The organism is Streptococcus oralis (assembly GCF_003943395.1).
GTDB classification, from domain to species: Bacteria; Bacillota; Bacilli; order Lactobacillales; family Streptococcaceae; genus Streptococcus; species Streptococcus oralis_BF.
Genome location: NZ_RJPJ01000005.1, coordinates 117459 through 142759 on the forward strand (window position 1 = coordinate 117459; position 25301 = coordinate 142759).

General features: G+C 41.9%; 27 protein-coding genes, 2 pseudogenes and 1 other annotated feature. Of the genes and pseudogenes, 2 read left to right on the top strand and 27 right to left on the bottom strand.

The features are described 5' to 3' along the window. Positions 1–113 precede the first annotated feature (113 nt). The 19 genes and pseudogenes from D8802_RS05500 to D8802_RS05590 all read right to left on the bottom strand — a co-directional run bounded on the left by D8802_RS05500 (position 114) and on the right by D8802_RS05590 (position 15266). Positions 114–554, bottom strand: coding sequence for an ASCH domain-containing protein (locus D8802_RS05500; RefSeq protein WP_125395087.1), 441 nt, complete (start codon positions 552–554; stop codon positions 114–116). Beyond that, complete coding sequence (locus D8802_RS05505; RefSeq protein WP_125395110.1) at positions 551–1399, bottom strand: putative PEP-binding protein; 849 nt, start codon at positions 1397–1399, stop codon at positions 551–553. The genes D8802_RS05500 and D8802_RS05505 overlap by 4 nt, the downstream gene beginning before the upstream one ends. A 41-nt stretch (positions 1400–1440) precedes the next feature. Beyond that, positions 1441–2169, bottom strand: coding sequence for a GNAT family N-acetyltransferase (locus tag D8802_RS05510; protein WP_125395088.1), 729 nt, complete (start codon positions 2167–2169; stop codon positions 1441–1443). A gap of 7 nt (positions 2170–2176) precedes the next feature. Further along, positions 2177–2656 carry an NUDIX hydrolase gene (locus D8802_RS05515; RefSeq protein WP_125395089.1) on the bottom strand — a complete coding sequence of 160 codons (480 nt, stop codon included), beginning with the start codon at positions 2654–2656 and terminating at the stop codon, positions 2177–2179. Positions 2657–2665: 9 nt separating this feature from the next. Next, positions 2666–3364, bottom strand: a complete 699-nt coding sequence (locus D8802_RS05520; protein ID WP_125395090.1) for a 3-oxoacyl-ACP reductase — start codon at positions 3362–3364, stop codon at positions 2666–2668. Then, entirely contained in the window at positions 3357–3593 is a 237-nt protein-coding gene (locus tag D8802_RS05525) for a DUF2829 domain-containing protein (protein ID WP_125395091.1), read from the bottom strand. Before D8802_RS05525 ends, D8802_RS05520 begins: the two co-directional genes overlap by 8 nt. Positions 3594–3675: 82 nt before the next feature. Next, positions 3676–5523, bottom strand: coding sequence for a glucosaminidase domain-containing protein (locus D8802_RS05530; RefSeq protein WP_125395092.1), 1848 nt, complete (start codon positions 5521–5523; stop codon positions 3676–3678). Between the two features lie 131 nt (positions 5524–5654). Next, complete coding sequence (locus D8802_RS05535) at positions 5655–6641, bottom strand: dihydroorotate dehydrogenase (protein WP_185758204.1); 987 nt, start codon at positions 6639–6641, stop codon at positions 5655–5657. Next, positions 6604–7404 carry a dihydroorotate dehydrogenase electron transfer subunit gene (locus D8802_RS05540; protein ID WP_125395094.1) on the bottom strand — a complete coding sequence of 267 codons (801 nt, stop codon included), beginning with the start codon at positions 7402–7404 and terminating at the stop codon, positions 6604–6606. The genes D8802_RS05535 and D8802_RS05540 overlap by 38 nt, the downstream gene beginning before the upstream one ends. A 246-nt stretch (positions 7405–7650) precedes the next feature. Then, positions 7651–8031, bottom strand: a complete 381-nt coding sequence (gene gloA / locus D8802_RS05545; RefSeq protein WP_125395095.1) for a lactoylglutathione lyase — start codon at positions 8029–8031, stop codon at positions 7651–7653. A gap of 59 nt (positions 8032–8090) precedes the next feature. Then, positions 8091–8450, bottom strand: coding sequence for a 50S ribosomal protein L20 (gene rplT, locus D8802_RS05550; RefSeq protein WP_000124830.1), 360 nt, complete (start codon positions 8448–8450; stop codon positions 8091–8093). Positions 8451–8501: 51 nt separating this feature from the next. Continuing rightward, positions 8502–8702, bottom strand: a complete 201-nt coding sequence (gene rpmI, locus D8802_RS05555; RefSeq protein WP_001125942.1) for a 50S ribosomal protein L35 — start codon at positions 8700–8702, stop codon at positions 8502–8504. A 32-nt stretch (positions 8703–8734) separates the two neighbouring features. Then, the gene (gene infC / locus D8802_RS05560) at positions 8735–9265 is read right to left on the bottom strand and encodes a translation initiation factor IF-3 (protein WP_000848184.1); all 531 of its coding nucleotides are present in this window, start codon (positions 9263–9265) and stop codon (positions 8735–8737) included. Positions 9266–9280: 15 nt separating this feature from the next. Continuing rightward, positions 9281–9412: a sequence feature (ribosomal protein L20 leader region), on the bottom strand. 156 nt (positions 9413–9568) lie between these two features. Then, the gene (locus tag D8802_RS05565) at positions 9569–10753 is read right to left on the bottom strand and encodes a hypothetical protein (RefSeq protein ID WP_125395096.1); all 1185 of its coding nucleotides are present in this window, start codon (positions 10751–10753) and stop codon (positions 9569–9571) included. Next, positions 10750–11343: an ATP-binding cassette domain-containing protein gene (locus tag D8802_RS05570; RefSeq protein WP_125395097.1), complete on the bottom strand. Its 594-nt coding sequence runs from the start codon at positions 11341–11343 to the stop codon at positions 10750–10752. The genes D8802_RS05565 and D8802_RS05570 overlap by 4 nt, the downstream gene beginning before the upstream one ends. 32 nt (positions 11344–11375) lie before the next feature. Beyond that, positions 11376–11639 carry a hypothetical protein gene (locus D8802_RS05575; RefSeq protein ID WP_125395098.1) on the bottom strand — a complete coding sequence of 88 codons (264 nt, stop codon included), beginning with the start codon at positions 11637–11639 and terminating at the stop codon, positions 11376–11378. 114 nt (positions 11640–11753) lie between these two features. Beyond that, positions 11754–13995, bottom strand: a pseudogene (locus D8802_RS05580) (DNA internalization-related competence protein ComEC/Rec2). Further along, a complete protein-coding gene (locus tag D8802_RS05585) occupies positions 13979–14629 on the bottom strand; it encodes a helix-hairpin-helix domain-containing protein (protein ID WP_125395099.1) in 651 nt (216 codons plus the stop codon). Before D8802_RS05585 ends, D8802_RS05580 begins: the two are co-directional and overlap by 17 nt. 67 nt (positions 14630–14696) lie before the next feature. Next, positions 14697–15266, bottom strand: a complete 570-nt coding sequence (locus tag D8802_RS05590; protein WP_125395100.1) for a GNAT family N-acetyltransferase — start codon at positions 15264–15266, stop codon at positions 14697–14699. A gap of 176 nt (positions 15267–15442) precedes the next feature. Between D8802_RS05590 and ald the strand changes: the two genes are divergently transcribed. Continuing rightward, positions 15443–16555, top strand: a complete 1113-nt coding sequence (ald, locus tag D8802_RS05600; RefSeq protein WP_125395102.1) for an alanine dehydrogenase — start codon at positions 15443–15445, stop codon at positions 16553–16555. 61 nt (positions 16556–16616) lie between these two features. On the opposite strand, the gene D8802_RS05605 is transcribed toward ald, so the two are convergent. From D8802_RS05605 to D8802_RS10430, 8 genes are all read right to left on the bottom strand, one after another. After that, entirely contained in the window at positions 16617–17603 is a 987-nt protein-coding gene (locus D8802_RS05605; protein WP_125395103.1) for a PhoH family protein, read from the bottom strand. 80 nt (positions 17604–17683) lie between these two features. Beyond that, a complete protein-coding gene (locus tag D8802_RS05610) occupies positions 17684–17899 on the bottom strand; it encodes a YozE family protein (protein WP_001232084.1) in 216 nt (71 codons plus the stop codon). Continuing rightward, positions 17896–18501 carry a GrpB family protein gene (locus tag D8802_RS05615; RefSeq protein WP_125395104.1) on the bottom strand — a complete coding sequence of 202 codons (606 nt, stop codon included), beginning with the start codon at positions 18499–18501 and terminating at the stop codon, positions 17896–17898. The genes D8802_RS05610 and D8802_RS05615 overlap by 4 nt, the downstream gene beginning before the upstream one ends. Before the next feature lie 11 nt (positions 18502–18512). Then, complete coding sequence (gene cvfB / locus D8802_RS05620) at positions 18513–19367, bottom strand: RNA-binding virulence regulatory protein CvfB (RefSeq protein ID WP_125395105.1); 855 nt, start codon at positions 19365–19367, stop codon at positions 18513–18515. 59 nt (positions 19368–19426) lie between these two features. Beyond that, the gene (gene frr / locus D8802_RS05625) at positions 19427–19984 is read right to left on the bottom strand and encodes a ribosome recycling factor (RefSeq protein WP_001262236.1); all 558 of its coding nucleotides are present in this window, start codon (positions 19982–19984) and stop codon (positions 19427–19429) included. A gap of 7 nt (positions 19985–19991) precedes the next feature. Then, positions 19992–20729 (bottom strand): UMP kinase, encoded by a 738-nt coding sequence (pyrH, locus tag D8802_RS05630; RefSeq protein ID WP_000002990.1) that lies wholly within the window; start codon positions 20727–20729, stop codon positions 19992–19994. 83 nt (positions 20730–20812) lie between these two features. After that, positions 20813–22147 carry a methylenetetrahydrofolate--tRNA-(uracil(54)-C(5))-methyltransferase (FADH(2)-oxidizing) TrmFO gene (gene trmFO, locus D8802_RS05635; protein ID WP_125395106.1) on the bottom strand — a complete coding sequence of 445 codons (1335 nt, stop codon included), beginning with the start codon at positions 22145–22147 and terminating at the stop codon, positions 20813–20815. A 252-nt stretch (positions 22148–22399) separates the two neighbouring features. After that, a complete protein-coding gene (locus tag D8802_RS10430; RefSeq protein WP_312023257.1) occupies positions 22400–23152 on the bottom strand; it encodes an LPXTG cell wall anchor domain-containing protein in 753 nt (250 codons plus the stop codon). A gap of 40 nt (positions 23153–23192) precedes the next feature. Here D8802_RS10430 and D8802_RS10435 point away from each other — a divergent pair. After that, positions 23193–25301, top strand: a pseudogene (locus tag D8802_RS10435) (hypothetical protein); the annotation flags it as partial.

A 25301-nucleotide genomic window follows, 5' to 3' on the forward strand; every position in this document is an offset into this window, starting at 1 on the left:
CCTATTCTAAGTTTAAGAGTTTTACTCTTATTCAAACAAACTTATTATATCATGTTTTGCTTAAGAAAAAAGGATTGGACGGTGATTTCCAAAACTTTCTTCCTCCTAGCGGTCTATAGAGGGTAGACTTTACGAAATTCTTCTAATACAACCTTGCTGTCAGGTGTAAAAGTTAGTCCTGCCTCTCTCAGCCACTCGGCGAAACAGTCCTCATGAACCTGACGCCAATAGGCTAGGGATTTGTCACCTTCCCCTTCCTTAAAGGCATGTTCAGCAGAAACTTGATTAAAGGATTCGACAGAAACCTTTGTAATTTTGACAATGCAGACAGCTCGATCTTGGCTATCTAAAATGATATCAAAAGTTCCTTCTTGCGGAAGGGGTTCGTCCTCTACTGCGTAGAGGTCGTAGGCTGAGGCGGTTGCTGTCTTTTCGCCTTTTAAAACCAAGTCTGCCAAGAGATCGGCTTCCACTCCAAAAGCCCAGGCATCTATCTCATCTCCGATAGAGGGGTTGATTTTCTTGTAGTCATTCCACATTTCTTGCGGTGTCATAGGTCACTCCTTTGTAATTTTTTACTTACTTCTTTTACACGTTTGAGGTGGTCTGGAAGGTCAATCTCTAAATTAAAAATCTCTGGAATAGAACTGTAGTGGATAATACACTTGATACCCATCTGATTTATTTTTTGTATGAAAGAATCATTCAGATAGCCTGCTACAGCAAAGTCAATCTTTTTTATCATTGCTTTATCCTGCATCTGTCTTAGCATATCTAACATTATTGGACTTTCCATATCATGCCATTGACTGTTTCTCACAGTCGCAAAAACAAAAGAAGTCAAATCATTCATTCCAACTATAATCTTTGAAATACCCGTTTCTATTATTCTGTCTAAGTCAAAATAAGCTGACGGTAATTCAATCATTGTGCCGACTTTTCCAGTAAAACCATGCTGACGTAATACTGTAATAGCTTGCTTTAACTGCTCAGCATCATTGATAAAAGGAAAAATAACAGACAGATTGGGATTGGTTTGATAAAATTCTGTAACGACATGTGCCTCAGCCTGAAATTCATTCGGACACGCCAATAAACGCCTAGTCCCTCTATATCCAAACAAGGGATGATTTTCATCAAAATGCTCTTCAGTTCCCTCAAGATAATTAGCTTCTATATTCGTTAATTCCGAAAAGCGATACCAGACTTCTTCATCTGAGTACAAGGAGCAGATAGTATCTAGATAATCTTTTACAAATTGCTGACAACTTGGTAATAGTATGTTTTGATTGAGCTCTCTCAACAAGTATTCCCCACGAATCATACCAATATGATGCAATAGTTGTGGGTAAACTTTTTCAGCGATTTTCTCGCCACTAAGAGCCAGCTGGTTTTGCATGTCCATTCACCTCGTCTTAAAATATACAATATCAGATATCATTATATGACACTTTCATCTAGTTCAAAAGCTTCATAAGGTTCAACTAACTCATATCCTAAAAATTCTGCTACTTTTTTGGAAGCCTCGTTATGAGCATCCCAAAGTGGAAACATATCTCTATTTAAACTCTCTAGAATCATTGCAGCACCAAGCTTTTTAGCAAATCCATTTCCTTGTTCGTTTGGTCTAGTTGCAACTTCCACTTCAACTGCTCCACGGTAAACTAACCCTGAGGAAATCCCAGCAATCAGTTCATTATTTTTAAGAATCACAAAGCCAAATCCACCTTTTAAAGCAAAATCCTGATAGGACTCAAAATCCCCCTGTAAATCTTGTGACCATTCTTCCTCAGAAAAGCAGTTATAAATATGATTATCAATAGGCACAATATTGTACCCCTCCTCTAAATGCGTAACTAGATCATTTAGAAATTCAACTTGAAAACTTGCCTTATCTTTAAAAGAATAGCGAGTAAAAGAATTTAGCCCCACTTTCCGATGCAGAAAATCTTGCCAATTGGTATTTTCTGAAATAATAATCTTATAATCTAAACCGTATTTCCTAACAAAATCTTCCCAAAATCTGGAATTCAACTCCCCTGCTAGGTATAGAAAATTCCCAACATCATAAAAGCTTGTTGTCCTATCACTGTTTCGGTAGACAGTTCCGATTTGGGATTTAAGACCATAGAGAACCATATTTTTCTTCCATGTTTTAAATAGTTCCATTATCCCCCTACTTCACCTTCCAATTTCTATAGCTTGTCATATCTAATTCTGGAAATCCTAGTAACTCTGCCTTAACCTGCAACACTAAAGGAGAAGCATTTTCTGTAGTAATTTCTTCCAAATTCAACCAAAGTGCATTTGCTGAATCATTACTTCCATCAAGAACTTCATGAGGAAGTGATTTTTGATAACGTTCGAAATCAAGTGCTATATCATAAAAGGCCATGATATGATGTACTGCAAAGTCTTGCCCATCTTCTTGCACCAGCACATCATAAATCCTAGGATTTGCGTAACCATTAATCTTATATCCCGTCTCTTCCAGAACTTCTCTCTTGAGGGTTTCTGTCAGCCCTTCACCTACTTCCTGGCTACCACCAGGTAAATCAAAGCGATGTTGATATGGACCTCTCGTTTTCTCAATGCAGAGTAACTTCCCATTTTCAAAGCAAACGCCATAAACACCAAAGTGATTTTTGATTTCCATCAGATTCCCCTACTTCAAAGACCAGCCACCATCTATTGTCAAGATTTGTCCTTGCATGGCGCTTGCATTTCCACTTGCTAAGAAAAGACTAAGCTCTGCTACTTCCTCTGGCTCAATCCAGCGCTTGATAGGCGTTTCACTAGCTACCCAGTCCGCCAATCCACCTGGTTCAAAGTCTGTAGCAGTCATACCAGTCTTGACAGCACCTGGAGCTATACCAAAGACCTGAATCCCAGCTTCAGCATAGTCTAGAGCCAACTGCTTTGTAAATCCAGCCAAAGCATGCTTAGAGGAAGTATAAGCATGACCACCGCCACCTGCTAGGCTCGAAGCAATCGAACACATATTGACGATGATACCTTTTTTACTTTCCAGCATTTGTGTCAAATAATGTCGAGTCAGCTCAACTGGAGTCACGTAGTTGATTTCAAAAATCTCTTGAATTTCCTGGGCTGATTGTTCCAAAAGTGGTTTGTAATCATCCAATACTCCAGCAGTATTGCACAAAACATCCACATAAGAGCACCAGTCAAAAACTGGCTCTAAATCAAGAGTTAAATCTCTTTGTAAAAAGTGGAAATCACCCTGTAAAAGTGGATTCTCGCTTTGGTCAACTCCATAAACTTGATAACCCTTCTCTAAAAAGAGTCGAGCTTGAGCAAGTCCGATACCTGAACTCACTCCCGTAATCAATACACGTCTAGTCATAAACTTCTACCCAGTCCGTCGCCAAAACATCACAAGGTGTCGGGCTCCACATGGAAAAACCTTCCCCTTCTCCAGACACATTGATTAAGAAATAAGGTGTCACTTCAAGTGCAATCCCGTTTTGCTCGATTGTGTCAAAAAGTTGGACATAGTTTTCTGCCCCTCCCCAACCAGTTCGTACATATTTTTTCTTAGCCTTTAATCCAGGCAGGATTTCTTCAAATGTCATGATGTTCTCCTTTGTTGTCTACTTTTTTATTATAACAAAAAATCGACAACCAATCTATCATGGTTCCCGATTTTGTTCTTCCCTAGTCTTTCCCACCAAGTTTGCTATTGATGGTCATCATGATACTGGCAATTTTCTCTCCCCAGTATGGGTCAGAAGCATAGCGTACATTCATACCAGAAGCCTTGTTTCCAAGGTGGTCTCTTCCACGGTCAATGTAGTTCTCACGAATCCACTTAGCTGCGCCGAGGATCCCCTTATCCACATCATCAAATTTTTTGGCCGAGGTATATGGGCTCGAATCATAAGCCGCAATTCCAAAGAAGTTATTCTTATCCTTTGCAATCTGGCTCCGTCCCCAAGCACTCTCAAGTGCACTATGGGCCATCAGATAAAGGGCATTTACACCATAGCGTTCCTCAGCTTCCTTAAAAATAGCACCCTTACCCGCGAGGCGACTATCCCGAATATTCATCAAAGAATAAACTTTATCCAATTCAGCTGCGCTGTAATTACTTGGTTTAGTCAAATTTCTAAAGAGAAAGGGGTTTTCAATGGTAAAGCCATCAAAATGAATTCCATCAGTTGAATAATATTTCTTACCAATAGTCATAGCTGAGCTATGTGGCGCAACACGGAGACTTACATAAGGTGATAACTCATGGTAAAAATACTTGCCATCACTTGTATAATGAGGGACAAATTCACTATCTTTATCAATAGCTACTAAATCACTTTTATTCATGAAGCCGGATAAACCAGAAATATTGACTGGTATTTGACTATCTTTTTTAGATTGGACATCTCCAAGTGAGACGATAGTTCCTTTGGATACATAACTCAATCTTTCACCAGAAGCGCTATAAACATAAGCAGTAATCGGTTTCACTTTGTAATATTTTGCCTCTGAGATCCACTTCCCATTATTCTGGAAGGAATACTCTTTACCTTTGATCGTAAAAGTACCTGTTACATATCGACCATCATCTTTTAGATAGTACCAAGCATCGTAATCTTTGTCAAAAATCCATTCATTTTTGGTCATATAGCCACCGGATTTAAGGTAGTATGAACCAATCCATTCACGGGAAGCGTAGGCCCCACCTGACTTCAAGTAGAACCAGCTATTGTAGGATTTATCAAAAATCCACTCTTTTTCCGCCATAGCGCCACTATCTTTCAGATAGTAGTCACTTTTCCACTGGCTACTTGCCATCACACCATCGCTATTAAAATAGTACCATATCCCTTTGATTTTCTCCCATTTGTTGCGAGAAATCTTGCCTGAAGCTGTTGCATAGTACCACTTATCAGATATTTTCACCCAATCATTTTCTACCATAGCACCATTACTTTTGATAAGGTAACCATCAACTATAGTATTACTGAGCATAATACCGTTTTTATCAAAGTAATACCAAGAACCTTCAACTTTTTCCCATTTATTGCGAGAAATCTTGCCTGAAGCTGTTGCATAGTACCACTTGTCAGATATTTTCATCCAAGCGTTTTCTGCCATTGCGCCATTACCTTTGACAAGGTAATCATCAACTATGGTATTACTGAGCATAATGCCATTTTTATCAAAGTAATACCAAGTGCCACTAATTTTTTTCCAGTTTACGACAGGTTGGTTATTTTCATAAAAACGCCAGTTTCCTTGTTCTTTCTGCCAACCTTCCTTGATAACTTCCTCTTTTTTTTCCTTTTTGGATGAGTCATCTTTAGAAGAATTTTCCTCTTTTACAACCGGCTCTTTCTTGGGCTCCACTTGAGGAATTTCTTTTTTGGGAACAGCTTCTTCTTTTTTCTCAACTACATCTGTGGTCTGAGTTTTTTTCGTAACCTGAGATTCTTCAGCATATACAGATGTCTTTGCAAATCCTGCCATAGAAAGAACGACAGTACTTGCAAGTAGTATCTTCTTCATTTTATTCTCCTCTGTAGAAAACGATCTACACTATTACTATTTTATAAACCCTATTGTAACATAGTTAACTAACGGAAATATTACAAATTGATGAAGATTCTATGTCTTGTTGACGATAAGGAAGGTCTAGCTTATCTTAGAATGGCTTTGACTTCTCGACGGAGGCCTTCTAAACTGCTAATTCCATATTTGTCCATGACTTTTGGCAGATTTTCGATGATATCAGGACAGGCGTAAGGATTGGTAAAGTTTGCTGTTCCAACTCCGATTGCAGAGGCACCAGCCAGATACATTTCTAGCGCTGCTTCAGCAGAATCCACTCCCCCCATTCCAATGATGGGAAGGTCTGTGGTTTGGGCGACTTGGCGAATGAGTTTGAGGGCGACCGGAAAAACTGCTGGACCTGACATTCCACCTGTACCATTGGCTAGGATTGGTTTTCTAGTTTTGAGGTCAAAGCGCATACCGACAAGGGTATTGATCATGGTTAAGCCACTTGCTCCTGCATCTTCTGCGGCTTTAGCGATGGTGACAATATCCGTCACGCTAGGGGTTAACTTGACATAGACTGGCACATCAGAGGCTTCCACAGCCGCTTTTACCACTTCATAAGCTAGATCAGGATCTTGCCCAATCAAAAGTCCATGATTGCCGTGATCCACATTAGGACAAGAGATGTTGAGCTCGATCGCTTTTACATTAGCTGCCTTGGAAATTCCTCGAGAAACGGCAGCGTACTCTTGTTTTGAAAAGCCTGCTACATTGGCGATGATGGGAAGTGTAGGATACTCTCTTTCCAGCCAAGGCAGTTTTTCAGCTAAAACAGCTTCTAAACCAGGATTTTGCAGACCGATTGCATTGAGCATACCAGCAGGTGTCTCTGCTACTCTAGGAGTTGGATTACCAAAACGCGGTTCAAGTGTCGTCGCTTTGATCATAATAGAGCCTAAAAGGTCTAAATCATAGTACTTGGCATACTCTTGACCAAAACCAAAACAGCCTGATGCTGGTATGATAGGATTTTTCAAATCCAACCCAGGCAGAGAAACTTGTAAACGTTTGTTAGTCATAACCCTCTCCTTATAATACAACTGTTCCTGTGCGGAAAACAGGGCCATCTTCACAGACACGTTGGCTGACAGTCTCACTATCTGGCACTTTTAGAACGCAGGCATAGCAAGCCCCCATCCCACAAGCCATACGAGATTCTAGAGATAGATAGGCTCTTGGGTGATCATAAAAGGTTTGATTGATATACTTCATCATTCCAGGAGCCCCACATGAGTAAACAGCATCAAATTGACTGTCTAAATCATTGATGACAACAGATACATTTCCCTTGAAGCCATACGAACCGTCATCTGTCGTTACAAAGACCTGACCATATTGAGACAATTCTTTTTCTAGAATAACAGCATCCTTGTTGGCAAAACCGAGGACTGTCACTACTTTCACACCCCGCGCATGCAATTCCTTGGCTACTTCGAGCAAGGGTGGAACACCAATCCCACCACCAACGAGGAGAACTTGGCTTTGGTCGTTCAGATCAGACAAGTCAAAACCATTCCCCTGAGGTCCCATCACATCAAGAGTATCACCCTGACTTAAGGTTGAAAAAATAGCTGTCCCAGCACCTTCAATCCGATAAATAAGGCGACACTGCTTCTTAGCCTTGTCAATAGACGAAATTGAAATAGGACGACGCAAGAGATGGGCATCATCAGGCACGCGCAGATGGAGAAATTGGCCTGCTCGCATAGCTTCAACCATTTCCCCTTCTAGGACTAATTCAAAGATTTCTGCCGCGATTTCCTCCTGTGCAACCACTTTCATGGTTTCCAAACGAATCGCACCCATACGCTTTTTACATGTGGGATTCATGATTTTCCTCCTTAAATTTTAAGGGGACCAGATAAAGAAAAGACCTTGCAATAGCAAGGTCTCAGTCGAGATAGGACAGAACTCATGCGCACACTTAAAAAGTCTCCACAGAGAGTCCCCTATCCCTTTTATCTGACACCTTGTGAGTCTCTCTGGACTCCCCTTAAAGGTTAAATTTGTATTAGTATACTCTTTCAAAGTAAAAAAGTCAAGTAGAAAACGAACATTCTACTTGACCTTACTGGGTTATTTTTCACGAATGACTTCGACCTTGTAGCCATCAGGATCCTTGACAAAGTAATAGTTTGGTGGGGTTCCAGGTAGGCCTTTTGGCTCTGTAACCTCATAGCCTTTGTTGCTGTGTTCTTGATGAAGTGCCTCAAGGTCAGGTGTACTGAGGGCGATATGAGCAAAGCCGTCTCCTACCACGTAAGGACCGTGGTCATAGTTATAGGTCAATTCCAACTCGTAGTCATCACCGTCAAGTCCTAGATAGACAATGGTGAAGGCATAATCTGGAAAATCCTTGCGACGTAATTCTTTAAAACCAAAAGCGTCTTGATAAAACGCGATTGATTTTTCAAGGTTTTCTACTCGCAAGCAAGTGTGTAGCATTTTTGAAGCCATATTCTTCTCCTTTATTTTTTAAAAAGACTGGGACAATCCTGTTCCAGTCTTAAAAATAATTATTTACCAAGTTTTGCTTTAGCTGCATCTGCAAGAGCTGTGAAAGCTGCTGCATCGTTAACAGCCAAGTCAGCAAGCATTTTACGGTTAACTTCGATTTCAGCCAATTTCAAACCATGCATCAATTGTGAGTATGAAAGTCCGTTCAAACGAGCTGCCGCATTGATACGAGTGATCCACAATTTACGGAAGTCACGTTTTTTCTGACGACGGTCACGGTATGCATAGTAGTAAGAGTTCATTACTTGTTCTTTTGCTGTACGGAACAAGATGTGTTTAGCTCCATAGTAACCTTTTGCTAATTTAAGAATACGTTTACGACGTTTGCGTGATACAACGCCACCTTTAACACGTGCCATGTTTTATTTCCTCCAAATATTTCCTAGAATTGTTTACTTACTGTTAGGCTATTATTTCAAGCGAGTAAGCATTGCTTTGATACGTTTGAAATCTCCTGAATGCACCATAGATGCTTTACGAAGATGACGACGTTGTTTCTTAGTTTTTCCGTGGAAACGGTGAGAAGTGTAAGCACGGAAACGTTTAAGTCCACCAGAACCTGTACGTTTGAAACGTTTAGCTGATGCGCGGTGTGTTTTTTGTTTTGGCATGATTTTTTCTCCTTTATTTAACTTTCTGACAATTATTTTTTGTCAGTTGCTGGCGCCAACTGCATGAACATTTGGCGTCCATCCATCTTAGCTCGTTGTTCGATGATTGCAATATCTTGTGTTGCTTCAGCAAACTCGGCTAAAACTTTTGCACCAATCTCTTTATGGGTAATCATACGACCCTTAAAGCGGATAGATACCTTAACTTTATTTCCTTTTTCAAGGAATTTACGTGCATTGCGAAGTTTTGTGTCAAAGTCACCCTTGTCAATAGTTGGACTCAGACGAACTTCTTTCACAGTAACAACACTTTGTTTTTTACGTTGTTCTTTTTGCTTTTTCTGGTACTCAAATTTGAACTTACCGTAGTCCATAATTTTAGCAACAGGCGGTTTTGCTTGGGGTTGAATCAATACTAAGTCAACATTTGCACTATCAGCCAATGCTTGCGCTTCGCTGAGTGGCTTGATGCCTAGCTGTTCTCCCTCAAGACCGATCAAGCGAACTTCACGTACACGAATTTCATCATTGATGAATAAGTCTTGCTTTGCTATGGTTTTCACCTCTTTTGTTTTATTAGAGAAAAACAAGAGCGGACTCGTAATAATACAAGCCCGCACGTTATGATAGCGTTTCTTAGAAACTTTTCATCCGTAGGGCCAGGCAACTTGATGTCACAAGGCGAGAAGCTCTCACTTCTGCTTTTCTCAACTTTTATATAATACCAAGTTTTCTATTCCTTGTCAAGATAAAAAGTCATTTTTTCAAAAAACTTTCTGTTTTCTTCTTGATGTCCGCATCAAAAAGAGAGAATCGAGTTGATTCCCTCTCTATGTTAGTTTTTACTTATTTTCCCTATGGGAAAGCTAGGATCTATTAAAAAATTCTTTTTTCTGTGAACTTCCCCATCTTTCAATAAATAGAATCCCCACTAACAAAAGGATAATCAGGCAAGGAAGTAAGACCATCCCCATGCTCCAATTTAGATTGACATTATCAATCCGCTTAGGCAATCTTCCAGATAAAATCTCTACTGAACGCAAGTAAGTAAAGGGAATCAGATGGGCAATCCTTTGAAGAGGCTGGATCGTTTGGATACCAAACAATAAGCCAACAATCCCAATGAGGGAAAGGAAGAGGACAGGCATTTTTTGCTTGAAAAAGTAAGCGATCAAATACACAACTTCCACAATGACGATAAAAGCTAAGAAAGCTAAGAACAAGCTAGGAAATAACACATCTTGTATCTTTCCAATAGTTACCTCTTGATTCGTTAAGCTATAGATTGGGTAGGGATAATCTAACTGTCCAAAACCACTTACCAGACTTCCTGCTAGAAAAGAAAAGCCACAGATTCCGATAAACAGCACGGTTACATAGCTCATCCCAACTCCAAGAGAGGACATGGCAAATGTCACTTTTGAAAAAGGATATAACTGAGCTGTATCGAGATTATTTTGATATCTTTCTGCAAACAGTTGTGTTAGCATAAAAATAATAGCAATCACAAACAAGGTTGGGATGATAGCCTCTAAAATCCAGACAATCTGATCAATCCCGTGGGTCGGAAACTCCAAAGTATGTGCTTTTATGTTTAAGGGATACAGGGCTTGGTAAATCTTCCGTTCACGGTCAACCCCCATTTTTAAGTCAGAGCTAGAAGCCGGGTTATTTGATACAACTTCATAATTCTTCTCTTCATCTTGCCACTGCAAATAGTAGGCTTCTTTCCAGTGCCCTTCTTTTAGTAAAGTCAGAATTTCTGTCTTTCGCTTCAAAAGATCTTTTTGCGATTCTAAATCACTTTTAGCAAACTGGTATTCCTCCGAGCTGGTGTCAGACATTTGGGAGAGTTTCTCTTCATTTTCATTGATAGCTCTCTCGTTGGCTGCAATACGGGTTTCCAACCTGCTCTCCAAGCTGTGTGAGTTTGCAGTCTGACTATTTAAATAAAAGGTAACACCGAGTACAGATGCAAATAAAAGTAAGATAATCCAGTTTAAACGACTTTTGAAAACTTTCTTTAACAAAAATAGGCTAATATCTTTCATAACAGAACCTCTTCTATCTGCCCCTGATGAATGGTTACCATGCTATCGCAAATCTCCACTAACTCCTCTTTGTAGTGGGAACTCAAAAGAACCAGCTGTTCTTGTCTATCGATTTGTGCTAGTCTATCAAAAAACTTCTGTCGATAATACTCGTCTAAACCATTTGTTATCTCATCCATGAGCCAGCATTTCGCCTGACTGAGGAAGTACATGGCAATCACCACGCGTTGCTTCATCCCTAAGGAATACTTGCGGATGGGAAGGCTGATATAGTCAGACATTTCCCAGTAGGCGATTTCATCCTCCAAGTTTAGGTCTGACTTCCAGATGTTTTTTATGAGACGAAGGTAGTCCATCCCACTTAAGTTTCCATCCAGCCATTCAACGCTCTCATAATAAAACAAAGAAGGAGAGGCTGCGATATGTCCACTACTAAGGGGAAGCAGCTTGCTAATGGCTCGGAACAGGGTCGTCTTTCCCGAGCCATTGATAGCAAGAAGGCCATAAATCCTACCTTTTTTAAAGGTGAAATCCGCATCTTGCAAGATGACTTGTCGCGTTTTTAAGGTAACATGAGTAAGAGTTAACATATCCAGCCCTCCTTTTTCTCACTCTTTAAGGATTAATAACCTCCGCTGTAGAAGTTTATGACCTCATAACGAGCGTAGTTCCAGCTTCCGCCAACTTTATACTCAGAATAGCTGTAATAACTAGACCATTCCGGAATGACCTTATATCTATATGCATGGTAATTCATTTTAGACTCATAGAAGATATTCCAATCATACCGATAATTTTTAAGAACGGTCTTAGCAGATACACTAGACTGAAAAAGACCAATAGATAACAAACTAGCTAATAAAACAACTTTTGCTGATTTTTTCATGGTTTTCACCTCACTAATTTATTTACTTTCGAAAGCGCTTTAATTATATCATTTTTTTATCTGTTATGCAATAGTTTTTTGGATTTATTTTAATAATATATAACATTTTTCTTCCTAACGAACGCTTTCGATTTGCCAACTATTCCATCCCTTAAACCGTATAGCTCCTTGCTGGTCAGTTCGGTAAATCTTACTCTTGATACTTTCCAGTCGTGTCAAGGTTTCCTGATGGGGGGAGTTTCGCACGATTGTTTTTTCCAACTGAGATGAGAGAAATCTCTGGGTTGAGTTTTTCTAGGAAAGCTGGATTTGATGAGGTTTTAGCACCATGTTGGCCAGCTTTCAAGACATCCACATCTATGTTAGGATAATGCTTCAGCAAGTCCTTCTCTCCCTTCTCTTTCAAATTTCCTGTGAAGAGAAAGTGCTTATCCAAGAGTTTTCCATAAAGAACCAGGGAACCATCACGATCCCCATCTCCAATCTGCCTTGGAGATAGGACTTCTAAGTAACTGCCAAAAATCGGCAAGTTTTCCCCTATTGTCACACTGCGTACCTTGATTTGAGTCGCTTGTAGTTCTGCTACAAATTCTTTCTGTGCTAAACTTCCTTTTGATACTAAAATCTCTCCGACTTGGAAAGCCTTGGTCACCTCCAGCAAATCTCCAACATGTTCTTTATCTGTGTTGGTCAAAATCAGCTGGTCAATCTTGGCTACTCCTCGACTTTTAAGATAGGGAATCAAGGTGCGCTGGGCATTGCTAGTCGTTGCCTTTTCTTGCCATCTTTCTATTTTCTTACTAGACTCTGCCTTGCCTCCCACATCTATGAGAATGGTTTTACCAGTTACATCCCGTAGGAAAATACTTTCACCTTGCCCCACATCCAGCATGGTGATTTCATTTTCCAACGGATGTTTGGTTAGGAAAAAGAGACCTATAATCAATAAGCTGACTCCAGCTACTCTTTTGATGTTTTTCCTCATATCATAGACTAAGGCCAATGAAACTAAAAGAAGAATCAAAAGCCACGCGGTGGGTTGACCAAAGACCAGAGGTCTGCTTGCCAGCTGCGATACCAAGCGAATGATGTTCTCCAACCACTCAAAGACAATGTTAAACTGAGTGACTGGGTAAACAAAAGACAGAATAAATAAGATGGACAAAAGTGGCAAGAAAACCAAATCAAAAAGAAAGGAAAAGACAAAGGTCAAAAGGATAGACCAAGGCTGAAATTCTGCAAAATAGAAGGATAGAATGGGCAATATTCCCAAGGAAATGACCAGACTTTCTCTAGCAACAGCCTTGAGCCCCTCCCCTTCTTTACTGGTCATGGTCAAGATAAAGGCGTAGGCACAGGACAAGACTCCTCCTGTCGTCAAGAAAAAGTTGGGCATGACGATAAAGAGGACAAGGATCGTCAAGGCAAAATTCTCCAAGCCCTTAACACCATGTTGGGCCAGTAACTTTTGCAAGAGACTGCGAATGACCGAGGCTGAAAATCCTGTCAGACCTGCATAGATAAGGGAAAAAGGATAGGTCAGCCACTTCAACTTTTCTTGAGTTAAGCCCAATCGCAAGAGGAGTTTCTTAAAGGCATCCATAAAGAAGCCCACCTGCATACCCGACAAGGCAAAGAGATGAATAATTCCAAGACTGGAATAAAGCTCATTCATCTCCTCGAAGTCCGTGTCCAAATGTCCCAGCAAGAGCCCCGTCATATAATTGCGCATAGGATCTGGAAAGTGCGTCTTGATCCAAACTACAGCCTTTCGACGTAAACTAGACAGATTTTCTCCTATATCCCAACTGCTAACCTGTTTAACTGACTGGATTCTCTTGATAGTCAGTGTCTGGTAAATTCCTTGAGTCTTCAAGTAGGATTGATAGTTAAATCCACCAAAATTCCTCTGACCTTCTGGCTCGGAAAGTTTTCCTTCTAGTTCAATCTCATGAAGGTCTGTCAAGGCTTGAAAGTGCTCTTTCTCCTTCTCGGACTGAAGTTTATAATAAACTTGGAAAGTGTGGCCGTCAGCCTTACCCCGAAAGGACAGACTATCGCCATTGACCTTGATGGTATCTGGTAAAATCCTCACCTTTTCAACATAAGCGACTAAGTTTTGACTAGCTTGTGTCTGTTGCCAGTTTTGAAACAAAAACCAGAAGCCAAAGAAGCCACAAAGCGCTAGAACTTTACCAGCCGATTTCCATGGAAATTGGAAAAAGAGACAGACGAGCAGAAAAACAAAACATAGCAGCGCGAGATAGGACGCTCCTAAAATTGCATAGTAAAGCCAGAGTAATAGAAAGCTCAGATAGATTAGGGGGATAGGGAAACTCTTAGTCCACTGTAACATAGTCTTTTAACTTTTCTATGGTCTTTGCGCCAATCCCAGAAACCTTCTTAAGCTCATCTACCGACTTGAATTTGCCATTTGCCTCACGATGGTCGATAATGTCCTGAGCCCTTTTTCCTCCCAATCCTTTGACCTGCTTTAGTTCTTCCAGACTAGCCTTGTTGAGGTTAACCTTCTTTTCTTTACTTGTCGAAGGAGTCGTTCCAGAGGCAACCTGCTGACTAGCTGCTTCTTCTCCCTTAGTTGGAACATAGACCAGAGCCTCGTCACTGACTTTCTGAGCTAGATTGAGCGACTTGCTGTCTGCTTCTTCTGTCAATCCACCCGCCTTCTGAACGGCATCGTGAACTCGACTGCCAAGAGGCAAGTCATAAATCCCTGGCGATTTGACAGCACCTTTGACATCTACTGTGATTAGATCTTGTTCAGGAGACTCTTCCTTTTCTTCCTTCTTGACTTCCTTTTCAGACGATGAATCCTTTGAAACGGCCGCAACTTCAGCCTGCAAATTTGTTTCTTTCACAGGTGTTTGTAAAGTTGGCTTTAGCAGGAAAAATCCGCCTAAGGCTAAACCCAAGCCAGCACAGATGACAATGATTTTATATTCTTTGATTTTCTCGATAATGACTTCCATTTTTTCTCCTCTCTTAACTTATTCGTAAGAGAAAGAAAAAAACAGTCGAAAATTTCTTTTCAACTGCTTATTTATTTGCAAAATAGTCTTCCTTGGTCAATACATAATGAACTCTTGTAACGATTCGGCCTTCTTCATGCTGGTCCATACAAGCATATAGTTCTTCATGTGAAAAACGCATACCTGATTTCTCCATGACTCTTCCAGATGCGGGATTGTCCTTGTCGTGAAGAGCGGTCAACTTATTCATTCCAATCTTCTCAAAAGCCAGCTCAATCACAGCACGATTGACTTCTGTCGTCAATCCTTGGTTCCAATACTTTTGGTTGATAATGTAACCAATAGCTGCTTTTTTGAGAATGGGGTCAATCTTGTGCAAGTCAATGGTACCGATAAACTTGCCATTGCTTTTTAGTTCTATTCCCCAACGTCCCAAGGGACTAGCCAAGTAGAACTGGGCGATGTTATTCTTGGTTTCTTCTAAGCATTGATTTGTTGGAAAAGTGTAGCGTGTATTTTCTCTATCCGAAGCATACTCAAACATAGCTTCTGCATCATCCAAGGTTACAGGTCGGAGCAATAAACGCTTCGTTTCTATAGTTGGATACTTGGAAAATTTAACAAATATTGATTCCATACTTTTCCCTCCATTAGAGCTTGATTCTCACTAGAATAGCATAAAAAAATTTGGATGACAAGTTTTTCTTGATTTTTGAAGCGGTTTCATATACAATAAAACCATCACATTTTTGATTTATGAACTGGAATGTGACAACTAAAACAAGACCGTCAATTGAAAGGTAGGTTATCTCTATGTTAATCGGAATCCCAAAAGAAATTAAAAATAATGAAAACCGTGTCGCACTCACACCTGCTGGCGTCCACAGTTTAGTCAGCCGTGGACATCGCGTCCTCATCGAAACAAATGCTGGTCTCGGTTCAGGATTTACTGATGCTGACTATCAAAAGCAAGGAGCTGAGATTGTCGCTACTGCTGCTGAAGCCTGGGCTGTCGAATTAGTCGTGAAAGTAAAAGAACCACTAGCTTCTGAATACGTTTATTTGCGCGACGATCTTCTCCTCTTCACCTACTTGCACATGGCTGCTGCTCCAGAGTTAGCAGATGCCATGCTAGCAGCAAAAACAACAGGAATTGCCTATGAGACTGTCCGTGACTCCCTAGGTCACCTACCGCTCCTCGTTCCTATGAGTGAGGTTGCCGGTCGTATGGCAGTTCAAATCGGTGCTCACTTCCTTACCAAACAAGCTGGCGGCTCTGGTGTCCTACTTGGTGGTGTACCGGGTGTTCCAAAAGGAAAAGTAACCATCATCGGTGGCGGTGTCGTTGGTACACATGCTGCCCGCATCGCCTTGGGACTCGGTGCTCAAGTGACTATTTTAGATATCAGTGCTAAACGTCTCTCTGTACTAGAAGAAGTCTTTGGAAACCAAATCCAAACTCTTATGTCAAATTCTTTCAACATCGAAGCAAGTGTGAGAGATGCTGATGTGGTGATTGGTGCAGTTCTCATCCCTGGTGCTAAGGCTCCAAAACTGGTGACAGACGAGATGGTCAAACAAATGCGTCCGGGATCTGTCATCGTTGACGTTGCCGTTGACCAAGGTGGTGTTATCGCAACAGCTGATCGTGTGACAACGCACGATGAGCCCGTCTATGAAAAACATGGGGTGCTCCACTATGCTGTTGCCAACATCCCTGGCGCGGTAGCTCGTACTTCAACCATCGCCCTAACTAATGTCACCCTTCCTTATATCGAAGCTTTAGCTGACAAGGGATTCCAAAAAGCAGTCACTGAAGATCAAGGCTTACGTGAAGGAGTGACAACTTACCAAGGTTACTTGACTAGTCTTCCAGTTGCCCAAGGGCTAGATAAGGATTACACTTCGATTGATGAACTTGTCTAAAGACATTAACTAATTAACACAGATACGATAAAGAGCAGCTTCATCTGAACTGCTCTTTTTGCTATTCTGTTTCTTCGTTCTTCTCTTCATTTTTAACTGGAGCTGGTTCATAGGCTCGGATAATTTGAGCGACAACTGGATGGCGAACCACATCCTTGGCTGAAAAATGAACAAAGTCAATTTGATGAATGTTCTTGAGCTTTTCTTGGGCATCAATCAAACCGGACTTGACATTTCGCGGCAGGTCAATCTGACTGATATCCCCATTGACAATCATCTTAGAATTAAAGCCTAAACGAGTCAGGAACATCTTCATCTGCATGATGGTCGTATTTTGTGCCTCATCGAGAATGACAAAGGCATCATCCAAGGTTCGACCACGCATGTAGGCAAGGGGCGCGATTTCAATAATCTCACGTTCCATGAGACGAGTCGTTTGGTCTTTCCCCAGAATCTGATACAGGGCATCATAAACTGGTCGAAGATAGGGATCGACCTTCTCCTTGAGATCTCCCGGAAGAAATCCTAGACTCTCACCTGCTTCCACTGCTGGACGAGTAAGGATAATCCGCTTGACTTGCCCACGTTTAAGGGCAGTTACTGCCAAGGTCACTGCAAGAAAGGTCTTCCCTGTCCCTGCTGGCCCAATTCCAAAGGTCACATCATGCTGTTTGACACTGTCTACATAAAGCTTTTGACCCAAAGTTTTGACACGGATCGGTTTCCCAGTATTGTCCTTGATGATTTCTTCTTCATAAAGGGCGACAAACTTGTCGATTTCATCGTTTTTGACCATGCTAATAGCCGTCACCACATCTGGTGTACCAATCGTCATCCCACGATTAACCAAGACCATCAAGGCTTGGATAACCTGACGGGCTCCCTCACAGGTAGCCTCTTCTCCCAAAACCTGGACAATCTCTGTACGAGCATGAATCACCACATCGAGTTCTTCTTCCATCAAACGAAGATGGCGTTCATTAGAACCAAAAAGATGAAACAGGTCATCTGGATGACTCAGTTGAATGTCTATTGAATGTTCCTTCAAATAAAGAACCTCTCTAATCCGTTTATTTCTTTTTATTATAGCAAAGAGAACAATAAAATACTAGCCTCATCTCATTGTCTCTAGTGTTCTAAATATTCTTGCCAAATGGCGTCAAAATCTCCTAGGTTAAAAGAGAAACTGGCATGCTCCTCCAAAAAGCGACTCACCTCATCAAAATCATCTGTGTGTTTTGGGAAGGCTGACTCTTCAAAAGCGAGGTCCGCCAAGATGGCTTTAGGACTGTTACTTTTAGGATTGCGCTCAGTCATGAGCCAAGTGTAAAATGATTTTCTCAATTCTTTCTCCTATCAAGACTTTTTTGATGACACTTTTCTGATTCTTGAAAATTACTGGACTTAGCCTCTGATACGTAGTGGTTTATAAAATCTGTTTTCGCATCTGTATAGGCGTCTCGATTGTGTTCAAATTTTTTCCACAAACTTAGTTTTAATTCCTGATACGCTTGGGCGATATCTGGGTGCTGGCAGAGATAATCTCTAAAATAAATCTCGTCATGATCTCCCGTCATTCGCAAATGTAGATGAAAAACTTTCTCAGCAAATCCCTGCTCTGTATATCCTTTATTTAGCGAAATCCTGTTAGGACTCTCCGACATCACTAGCCAACCATTCTTCACCAATAAATCCCTAACTCTTGCTAAATCCTCTATTCTACCTACTTCTAGCAGAATATCAACGATACTTTTGGCCCAAATATTAGGGATAGCAGTGCTACCGATATGTTCTATTCTTTGAATAATATTTGCACCCAATATTTTTTTCAGACTTGTTTTTTCCGATTCATACCAGTCTTTCCACTCTGACTTGTGCTCTACTAGAAAAATAGGAAAAAGTTGCCAGAGTTCCTCTAAACTCATTTCTTCAAGTTTCTTTATCATGTCTATAAGACCTAAATCAACTCTGTCCCAAACTGATCTTGCTTGATTTTAACAGCCTTCATCAAGCCACCGAGCGCTTTCTTGAACTGGCCTTTTGAGATGCCAAAGGTTGCCTTGATGTCCTCAGGAGATGACTTATCGTTTAAGGTCATGAAACCGCCATTGCTTTCCAAGTAGGTCAAAATCATCTGAGCATCATTTTCCAACATTTCAAAGGAACGTGGTTTGAGGGATAGGTTCAAGGTACGATCCACTTCACGGAAACCGATAACACGCGCATCTAACACTTGCCCCAAACGTGGCTCTGCGTAGCGCTCACTTGGGTGAATGAAACCAAGCATGTTATTCTCTGGCAGATAGACAAAGGTCCCTGACAGCTTGAGTCGATAAACAATGGCTGGCCAGTTTTGGTTCTGCATGTTGTTGTAGGCAGGACGAGCCAGACGTTGGAAATCTTCTTGATAAGCCAATAGTCCCCAGATTCGGTCTTTCTTGTCCACTTCAAGACGGATGTAGAGTTTATCACCTTTCTTAGGCCATAGTTCCTTGAACTCAGGGAGAATATCAAGTGACACAACGATTTCCTTGTCAGGTAGACTGGTATCGACAAAAACACCCAAGTCCTTACGAACTTCTGTTACGGTTCCCCAACCAAATTGGTCCTGAGTGGCAGTCACTTCTAGAGTGGTCAAGCGGAGTTTCTGCTTCATATCGGTATAGGCAAAACCTTTGACTGTATCCCCTACTGTGTGTTGGCCTTCTTCCTTAGAAAGAGCATAAGTTTGACCATCCTTTTGCACAAAGTAAAAACGGTCATTTTCATCGATGATAAGTCCAACGATAAAACTTGCAAGATTTGTATTCATATTTCCTTCTTTCGAATAAAACTCAGCCAGCAATGCCAACTGAGTTTTTCTGTTTAATTTTAGACTTCCAAAAGTTCTTTTTCTTTGTTGGCAGTCATGTCGTCAATGTGTTTCACAGCATCGTCTGTTACTTTTTGAATATCTTTTTCAAGAGTCTTCAATTCGTCTTCAGTGATTTCTTTTGCTTTTTCTTGCTTTTTAGCTTCGTCCATAGCGTCGCGGCGGATGTTACGGACAGCTACTTTAGCATTTTCACCGACCTTCTTCACTTCTTTGGCAAGGTCACGACGAGTCTCTTCAGTAAGAGCAGGGATAACCAAGCGGATCACAGAACCGTCATTAGCTGGTGTGATACCAAGGTCAGAAGCGTTCAAGGCACGTTCGATGTCTTTCAATGAAGACTTGTCAAATGGTGTTACCAACAAGACACGTGCTTCTGGGATAGTAATAGAAGCGATTTGGTTAAGAGGAGTTTCGACTCCATAGTATTCTACGTGGATACGGTCTAGCAAGCTTGCGTTGGCACGACCGGCACGGATACCACCAAATTCACGAGCAAGTGATTGGTGAGACTGGGTCATTCTCTCTTTAGCTTTTTCTACAATTGCGTTAGCCATAATTTTCTTATTCCTTTTCTTCGATATTGTTTGAAACTGTTGTTCCGATATTTTCACCAAATACGACACGTTTGATGTTGCCTGGTTGGTTCATGTTGAAGACAACCAAGTCAATGTCGTTGTCCATAGAGAGGGTTGAAGCTGTTGAGTCCATGATACGAAGACCTTTGTTGATAACGTCACGGTGGGTCAATTCTTCAAACTTAACGGCTGTTTTGTCTTTCTTAGGATCGGCATTGTAAACACCATCTACGCCATTTTTAGCCATAAGGATGGCATCCGCTTCAATTTCAGCTGCACGAAGGGCCGCTGTTGTATCTGTTGAGAAGTAAGGTGAACCAATCCCAGCACCAAAGATAACGATACGGCCTTTTTCAAGGTGGCGAAGAGCACGTCCACGTACGTAAGGCTCAGCCACTTGTTGCATTGAAATAGCTGTTTGCACACGTGTATCGACGCCAACTTGCTGCAATGAATCTGCCATTACAAGTGCATTCATAACAGTCCCAAGCATTCCTGTATAATCTGCCTGAACGCGGTCCATTCCTGCTTCTGCTGCAGGTTCTCCACGCCAGAGATTTCCTCCACCAATAACAAGGGCAATTTCGATCCCTAGACTATGAACTTCTTGAATCTCTTTTGCAATTTTTTGAACTGTTTGGATATCAATCCCTACGCCACGTTCACCTGCAAGAGCCTCGCCTGATAACTTGATTAAAATACGTTTATACTTGGGGTTAGCCATTTTTACTCTCCTTTTTTTATCCTACCTATTTTATCACAATTTCTAAGATTTTTATAGTACCATGAGCAATTCTTTCAAAAAAATTAGACCGTTAAAAATTCCTCTAAGTCGGTAAGGGCACGCTCTGCAATTTTTTCATAACGAGCCTTCTTATCACGGATACGCTCGCCTTCCAACTCCTTGATAATCCCAAAATTGACGTTCATAGGTTGAAAGTGATTGCTATCAGCGTGAGTGATGTAATGAGCCAGACTTCCAATCGCTGTGGTCTCTGGGAAGATAGCTTCACTTTCACCCTTGAAGAGTCGAGCCGCATTAATACCTGCAACTAATCCTGAAGCTGCTGACTCAACATAGCCTTCTACACCCGTCATTTGACCAGCAAAGAAAAGATTTGGTTGTTTCTTAGAACGATAGGTCTGCTCAAGAAGATTTGGTGAATCCATGTAGGAATTGCGGTGCATGACACCATAACGAACAAACTCCGCATTTTCAAGACCCGGAATCATTTGGAAGACACGCTTTTGTTCTCCCCATTTGAGGTGGGTCTGGAAACCGACGATATTGTAGAGGCTACCAGCCGCATTGTCCTGACGAAGTTGGACAACAGCATACGGTGTTTTGAACTCCCCATCGCGAGGGCCTGTGTAGTCGTCTGGATACTCCAGACCGACTGGTTTCATCGGACCATAAAGCATGGTTTTAATACCACGTTTAGCCATGACTTCAATAGGCATACATCCTTCAAAGTACTTTTCTTTTTCAAAAGAATTCAATGGAGCTTCCTCGGCATTGACCAAGGCTTCATGGAAATCCATAAACTCTTGCTTAGTCATAGGAGCGTTGAGATAGGCCGCTTCTCCCTTGTCATAACGAGACTTGAGATAGACCTTATTCATATCAATGGTGTTGACATCAATGATAGGTGCTGCCGCGTCGTAGAAATAGAAACCATCACCGTCATTAAGAGCATGAATTTTTTCAGCTAGAGCATCGCTCGTCAAAGGACCAGTAGCGACAACTGTAATAACATCTGTCGGCAACTCTGTAATTTCATCACGCACCACTTCAATCAAGGGATGATTAACTACTTTATCGGTCACCATTTGAGAGAAGCCATCGCGGTCCACTGCAAGGGCACCACCCGCAGGAACACGTGTAGCTTCAGCAGATTCCAAGATAACAGAACCCAAGCGACGCATTTCTTCCTTGAGGAGACCCACTGCATTTGTCAGAGCATCTCCACGAAGAGAATTGGAACAAACCAACTCAGCAAAATTATCTGTTTCGTGCTGGGGTGTTGACTTGACACCACGCATTTCATAGAGTTTAACTGGAATACCACGTTCTGCGATTTGGTAGGCTGCTTCAGAACCTGCCAAACCTGCTCCGATAACATTGATATAAGATTGAGACATAAGACTTTTTTACCATTATGGGAGAAAAATCTGCTCTTCCTTTTCTAGGCTTTTATTAACAGACTCCCATAAACTTTCTATAGATAATCACTCCTACTAGTATAACAAAAAAGGTAGACAGAAAGAACTAAAAAGGCCTATAGATTAAAAATGAACCCACAAACAAACCCCAGATAGCCTTGAGCCATCTGGGGTTCTTGTTTTCATCGCTAAAATGATATCAACAATTCCATTTTAGTCGATTTTAGGGACTTAGTCTTCTAAATCCATTTCAGAAGCTGCTGATTTCTTCTTCTTGCCAAGAAGAGAGGCAGTTGCCAAGGCAGCTACTCCTAATCCAAAACCAGCAAATTGGTTACTTGCAGTTCCTGTATTTGGAAGTCTTCTACCGTTTGAATGTCCTGGTCCAGCAGGTTGTTGTGCAGGAGCTTGTGAGTGGTTCAATGCACTTGAGATTGAAGCACTGTCAGACAAGCTAGCTGAGGCGTTTGCACTATCGCTCAATGATGTACTTACAGACACACTGTGTGAAGCTGAATCGCTTGCAGTTCCTGAATTTGATACACTACCTGGGCCAGTGCTTGTACTTGCTGAGTGGAAGCCTCCACCTGGTGTTGGTGTCTTGCTTGCGTTGGCTGATGCTGATTGACTTGCACTTAGGCTAGTGCTTATAGATGCAGACTCACTTGCTGATGCATTCGCTGCGTTGGCTGATGCTGATTGACTTGCGCTTACACTTGTGCTTACTGATGCAGATTCGCTTGCGCTTGTACTCAATGATGCGCTGGTTGAAGTTGATTCATTTCCTCCAGCATTGCTTGCACTGATTGATGCTGAAGTACTATCACTCAAGGATACACTTGCTGAAGTACTGAGTGAAACTGAAGTACTTTCACTTACAGAAGCGAGGTAGCTAGGAAGGTTAAATTCTAGCTTAGATTCGCTTGCTGGTTCACCCTTGCTATAGCTGAATGAGTTAGATTGTTGTGACGCACTTGTACTCAAACTGCTTGAAACGCTATCGCTAAGTGATTTAGATGTACTTGTGCTGGTACTCAATGATGCACTTGCCGATGCCGAATCATTTCCTCCAGTATTGCTTGCTGATTCAGAAGCACTGATTGAAGCAGAAATGCTGTTGCTCAAGCTTGTTGAATCTGATACAGATGCGCTTGTTGATGCTGAAGCACTGTTGCTTACACTTGTGCTTGTTGATTCAGAAGCACTGATTGAAGCAGAGATGCTGTTGCTCATGCTTGTTGAATCTGATACAGATGCGCTTGTTGACGCTGAGGCACTGTTGCTTGCGCTTGTGCTTGCTGATTCTGAGGCAGACTTGCTTGCTGAGTCAGATGTTGATGCACTGTTGCTTGCTGATTCAGACGCACTGATTGAAGCTGAGATGCTGTTGCTCATGCTTGTTGAATCTGATACAGATGCGCTTGTTGACGCTGAGGCACTGTTGCTTACGCTTGTGCTTGTTGATTCAGAAGCACTGATTGAAGCAGAGATGCTGTTGCTCAAGCTTGTTGAATCTGATACAGATGCGCTTGTTGATGCTGAGGCACTGTTGCTTGCGCTTGTGCTTGCTGATTCTGAAGCAGACTTGCTTGCTGAGTCAGATGTTGATGCACTGTTGCTTGCGCTTGCGCTAACTGATTCTGATGCGCTGATTGAAGCAGAGATGCTGTTGCTCAAGCTTGTTGAATCTGATACAGATGCGCTTGTTGACGCTGAAGCACTGTTGCTTGCGCTTGTGCTTGCTGAGTTAGAAGCACTGATTGAAGCAGAGATGCTGTTGCTTGCGCTTGTGCTTGTGCTTGTTGAATCAGATACAAATGCGCTTGTTGACGCTGAAGCACTGTTGCTTGCGCTTGTGCTTGCTGATTCTGATGCGCTGATTGAAGCAGAGATGCTGTTGCTCAAGCTTGTTGAATCTGATACAGATGCGCTTGTTGACGCTGAAGCACTGTTGCTTGCGCTTGTGCTTGCTGAGTTAGAAGCACTGATTGAAGCAGAGATGCTGTTGCTTGCGCTTGTGCTTGTGCTTGTTGAATCAGATACAGATGCGCTTGTTGACGCTGAAGCACTGTTGCTTGCGCTTGTGCTTGCTGATTCTGAAGCAGACTTGCTTGCTGAGTCAGATGTTGATGCACTGTTGCTTGCGCTTGCGCTTGCTGAGTTAGAAGCGCTGATTGAAGCAGAGATGCTGTTGCTTACGCTTGTTGACGCTGAAGCTGAGGCACTACGTGAAGCTGATTCACTGTTGCTTACGCTTGTTGAATCAGATACAGATGCGCTTGTTGACGCTGAGGCACTGTTGCTGTCGCTTGTGCTTGTTGATTCAGACGCAGACTTGCTTGCTGAGTCTGAAGCACTGATTGAAGCAGAGATGCTGTTGCTCAAGCTTGTTGACGCTGAGGCACTGTTGCTTGCGCTTGTGCTTGCTGATTCTGAAGCAGACTTGCTTGCTGAGTCAGATGTTGAAGCACTGTTGCTTGCACTTGTACTTGCTGATTCTGATGCACTGATTGAAGCAGAAATGCTGTTGCTCGCACTTGTGCTTGCTGATTCTGAAGCACTGATTGAAGCAGAGATGCTGTTGCTTACGCTTGTTGAATCAGATACAGATGCGCTTGTTGACGCTGAGGCACTGTTGCTGTCGCTTGTGCTTGTTGATTCAGACGCAGACTTGCTTGCTGAGTCTGAAGCACTGATTGAAGCAGAATCGCTGTTGCTTACGCTTGTTGAATCAGATACTGATGCACTTGTTGATGCAGAGACACTGTTGCTTGCACTTGTGCTTGCTGAGTTAGAAGCACTGATTGAAGCTGAGATGCTGTTGCTCAAGCTTGTTGATGCTGAAGCTGAGGCACTACGTGAAGCTGACTCACTGCTGCTTACGCTTGTGCTTGCTGAGTTAGAAGCACTGATTGAAGCAGAGATGCTGTTGCTCAAGCTTGTTGATGCTGAAGCTGAGGCACTACGTGATGCAGACTCGCTGTTGCTTGCGCTTGTTAAATCAGATACAGATGCGCTTGTTGACTCTGAGGCACTGTTGCTTGCACTTGTGCTTGCTGATTCAGATGCACTGATTGAAGCAGAGATGCTGTTGCTCAAACTTGTTGATGCTGAAGCTGAAGCACTACGTGAT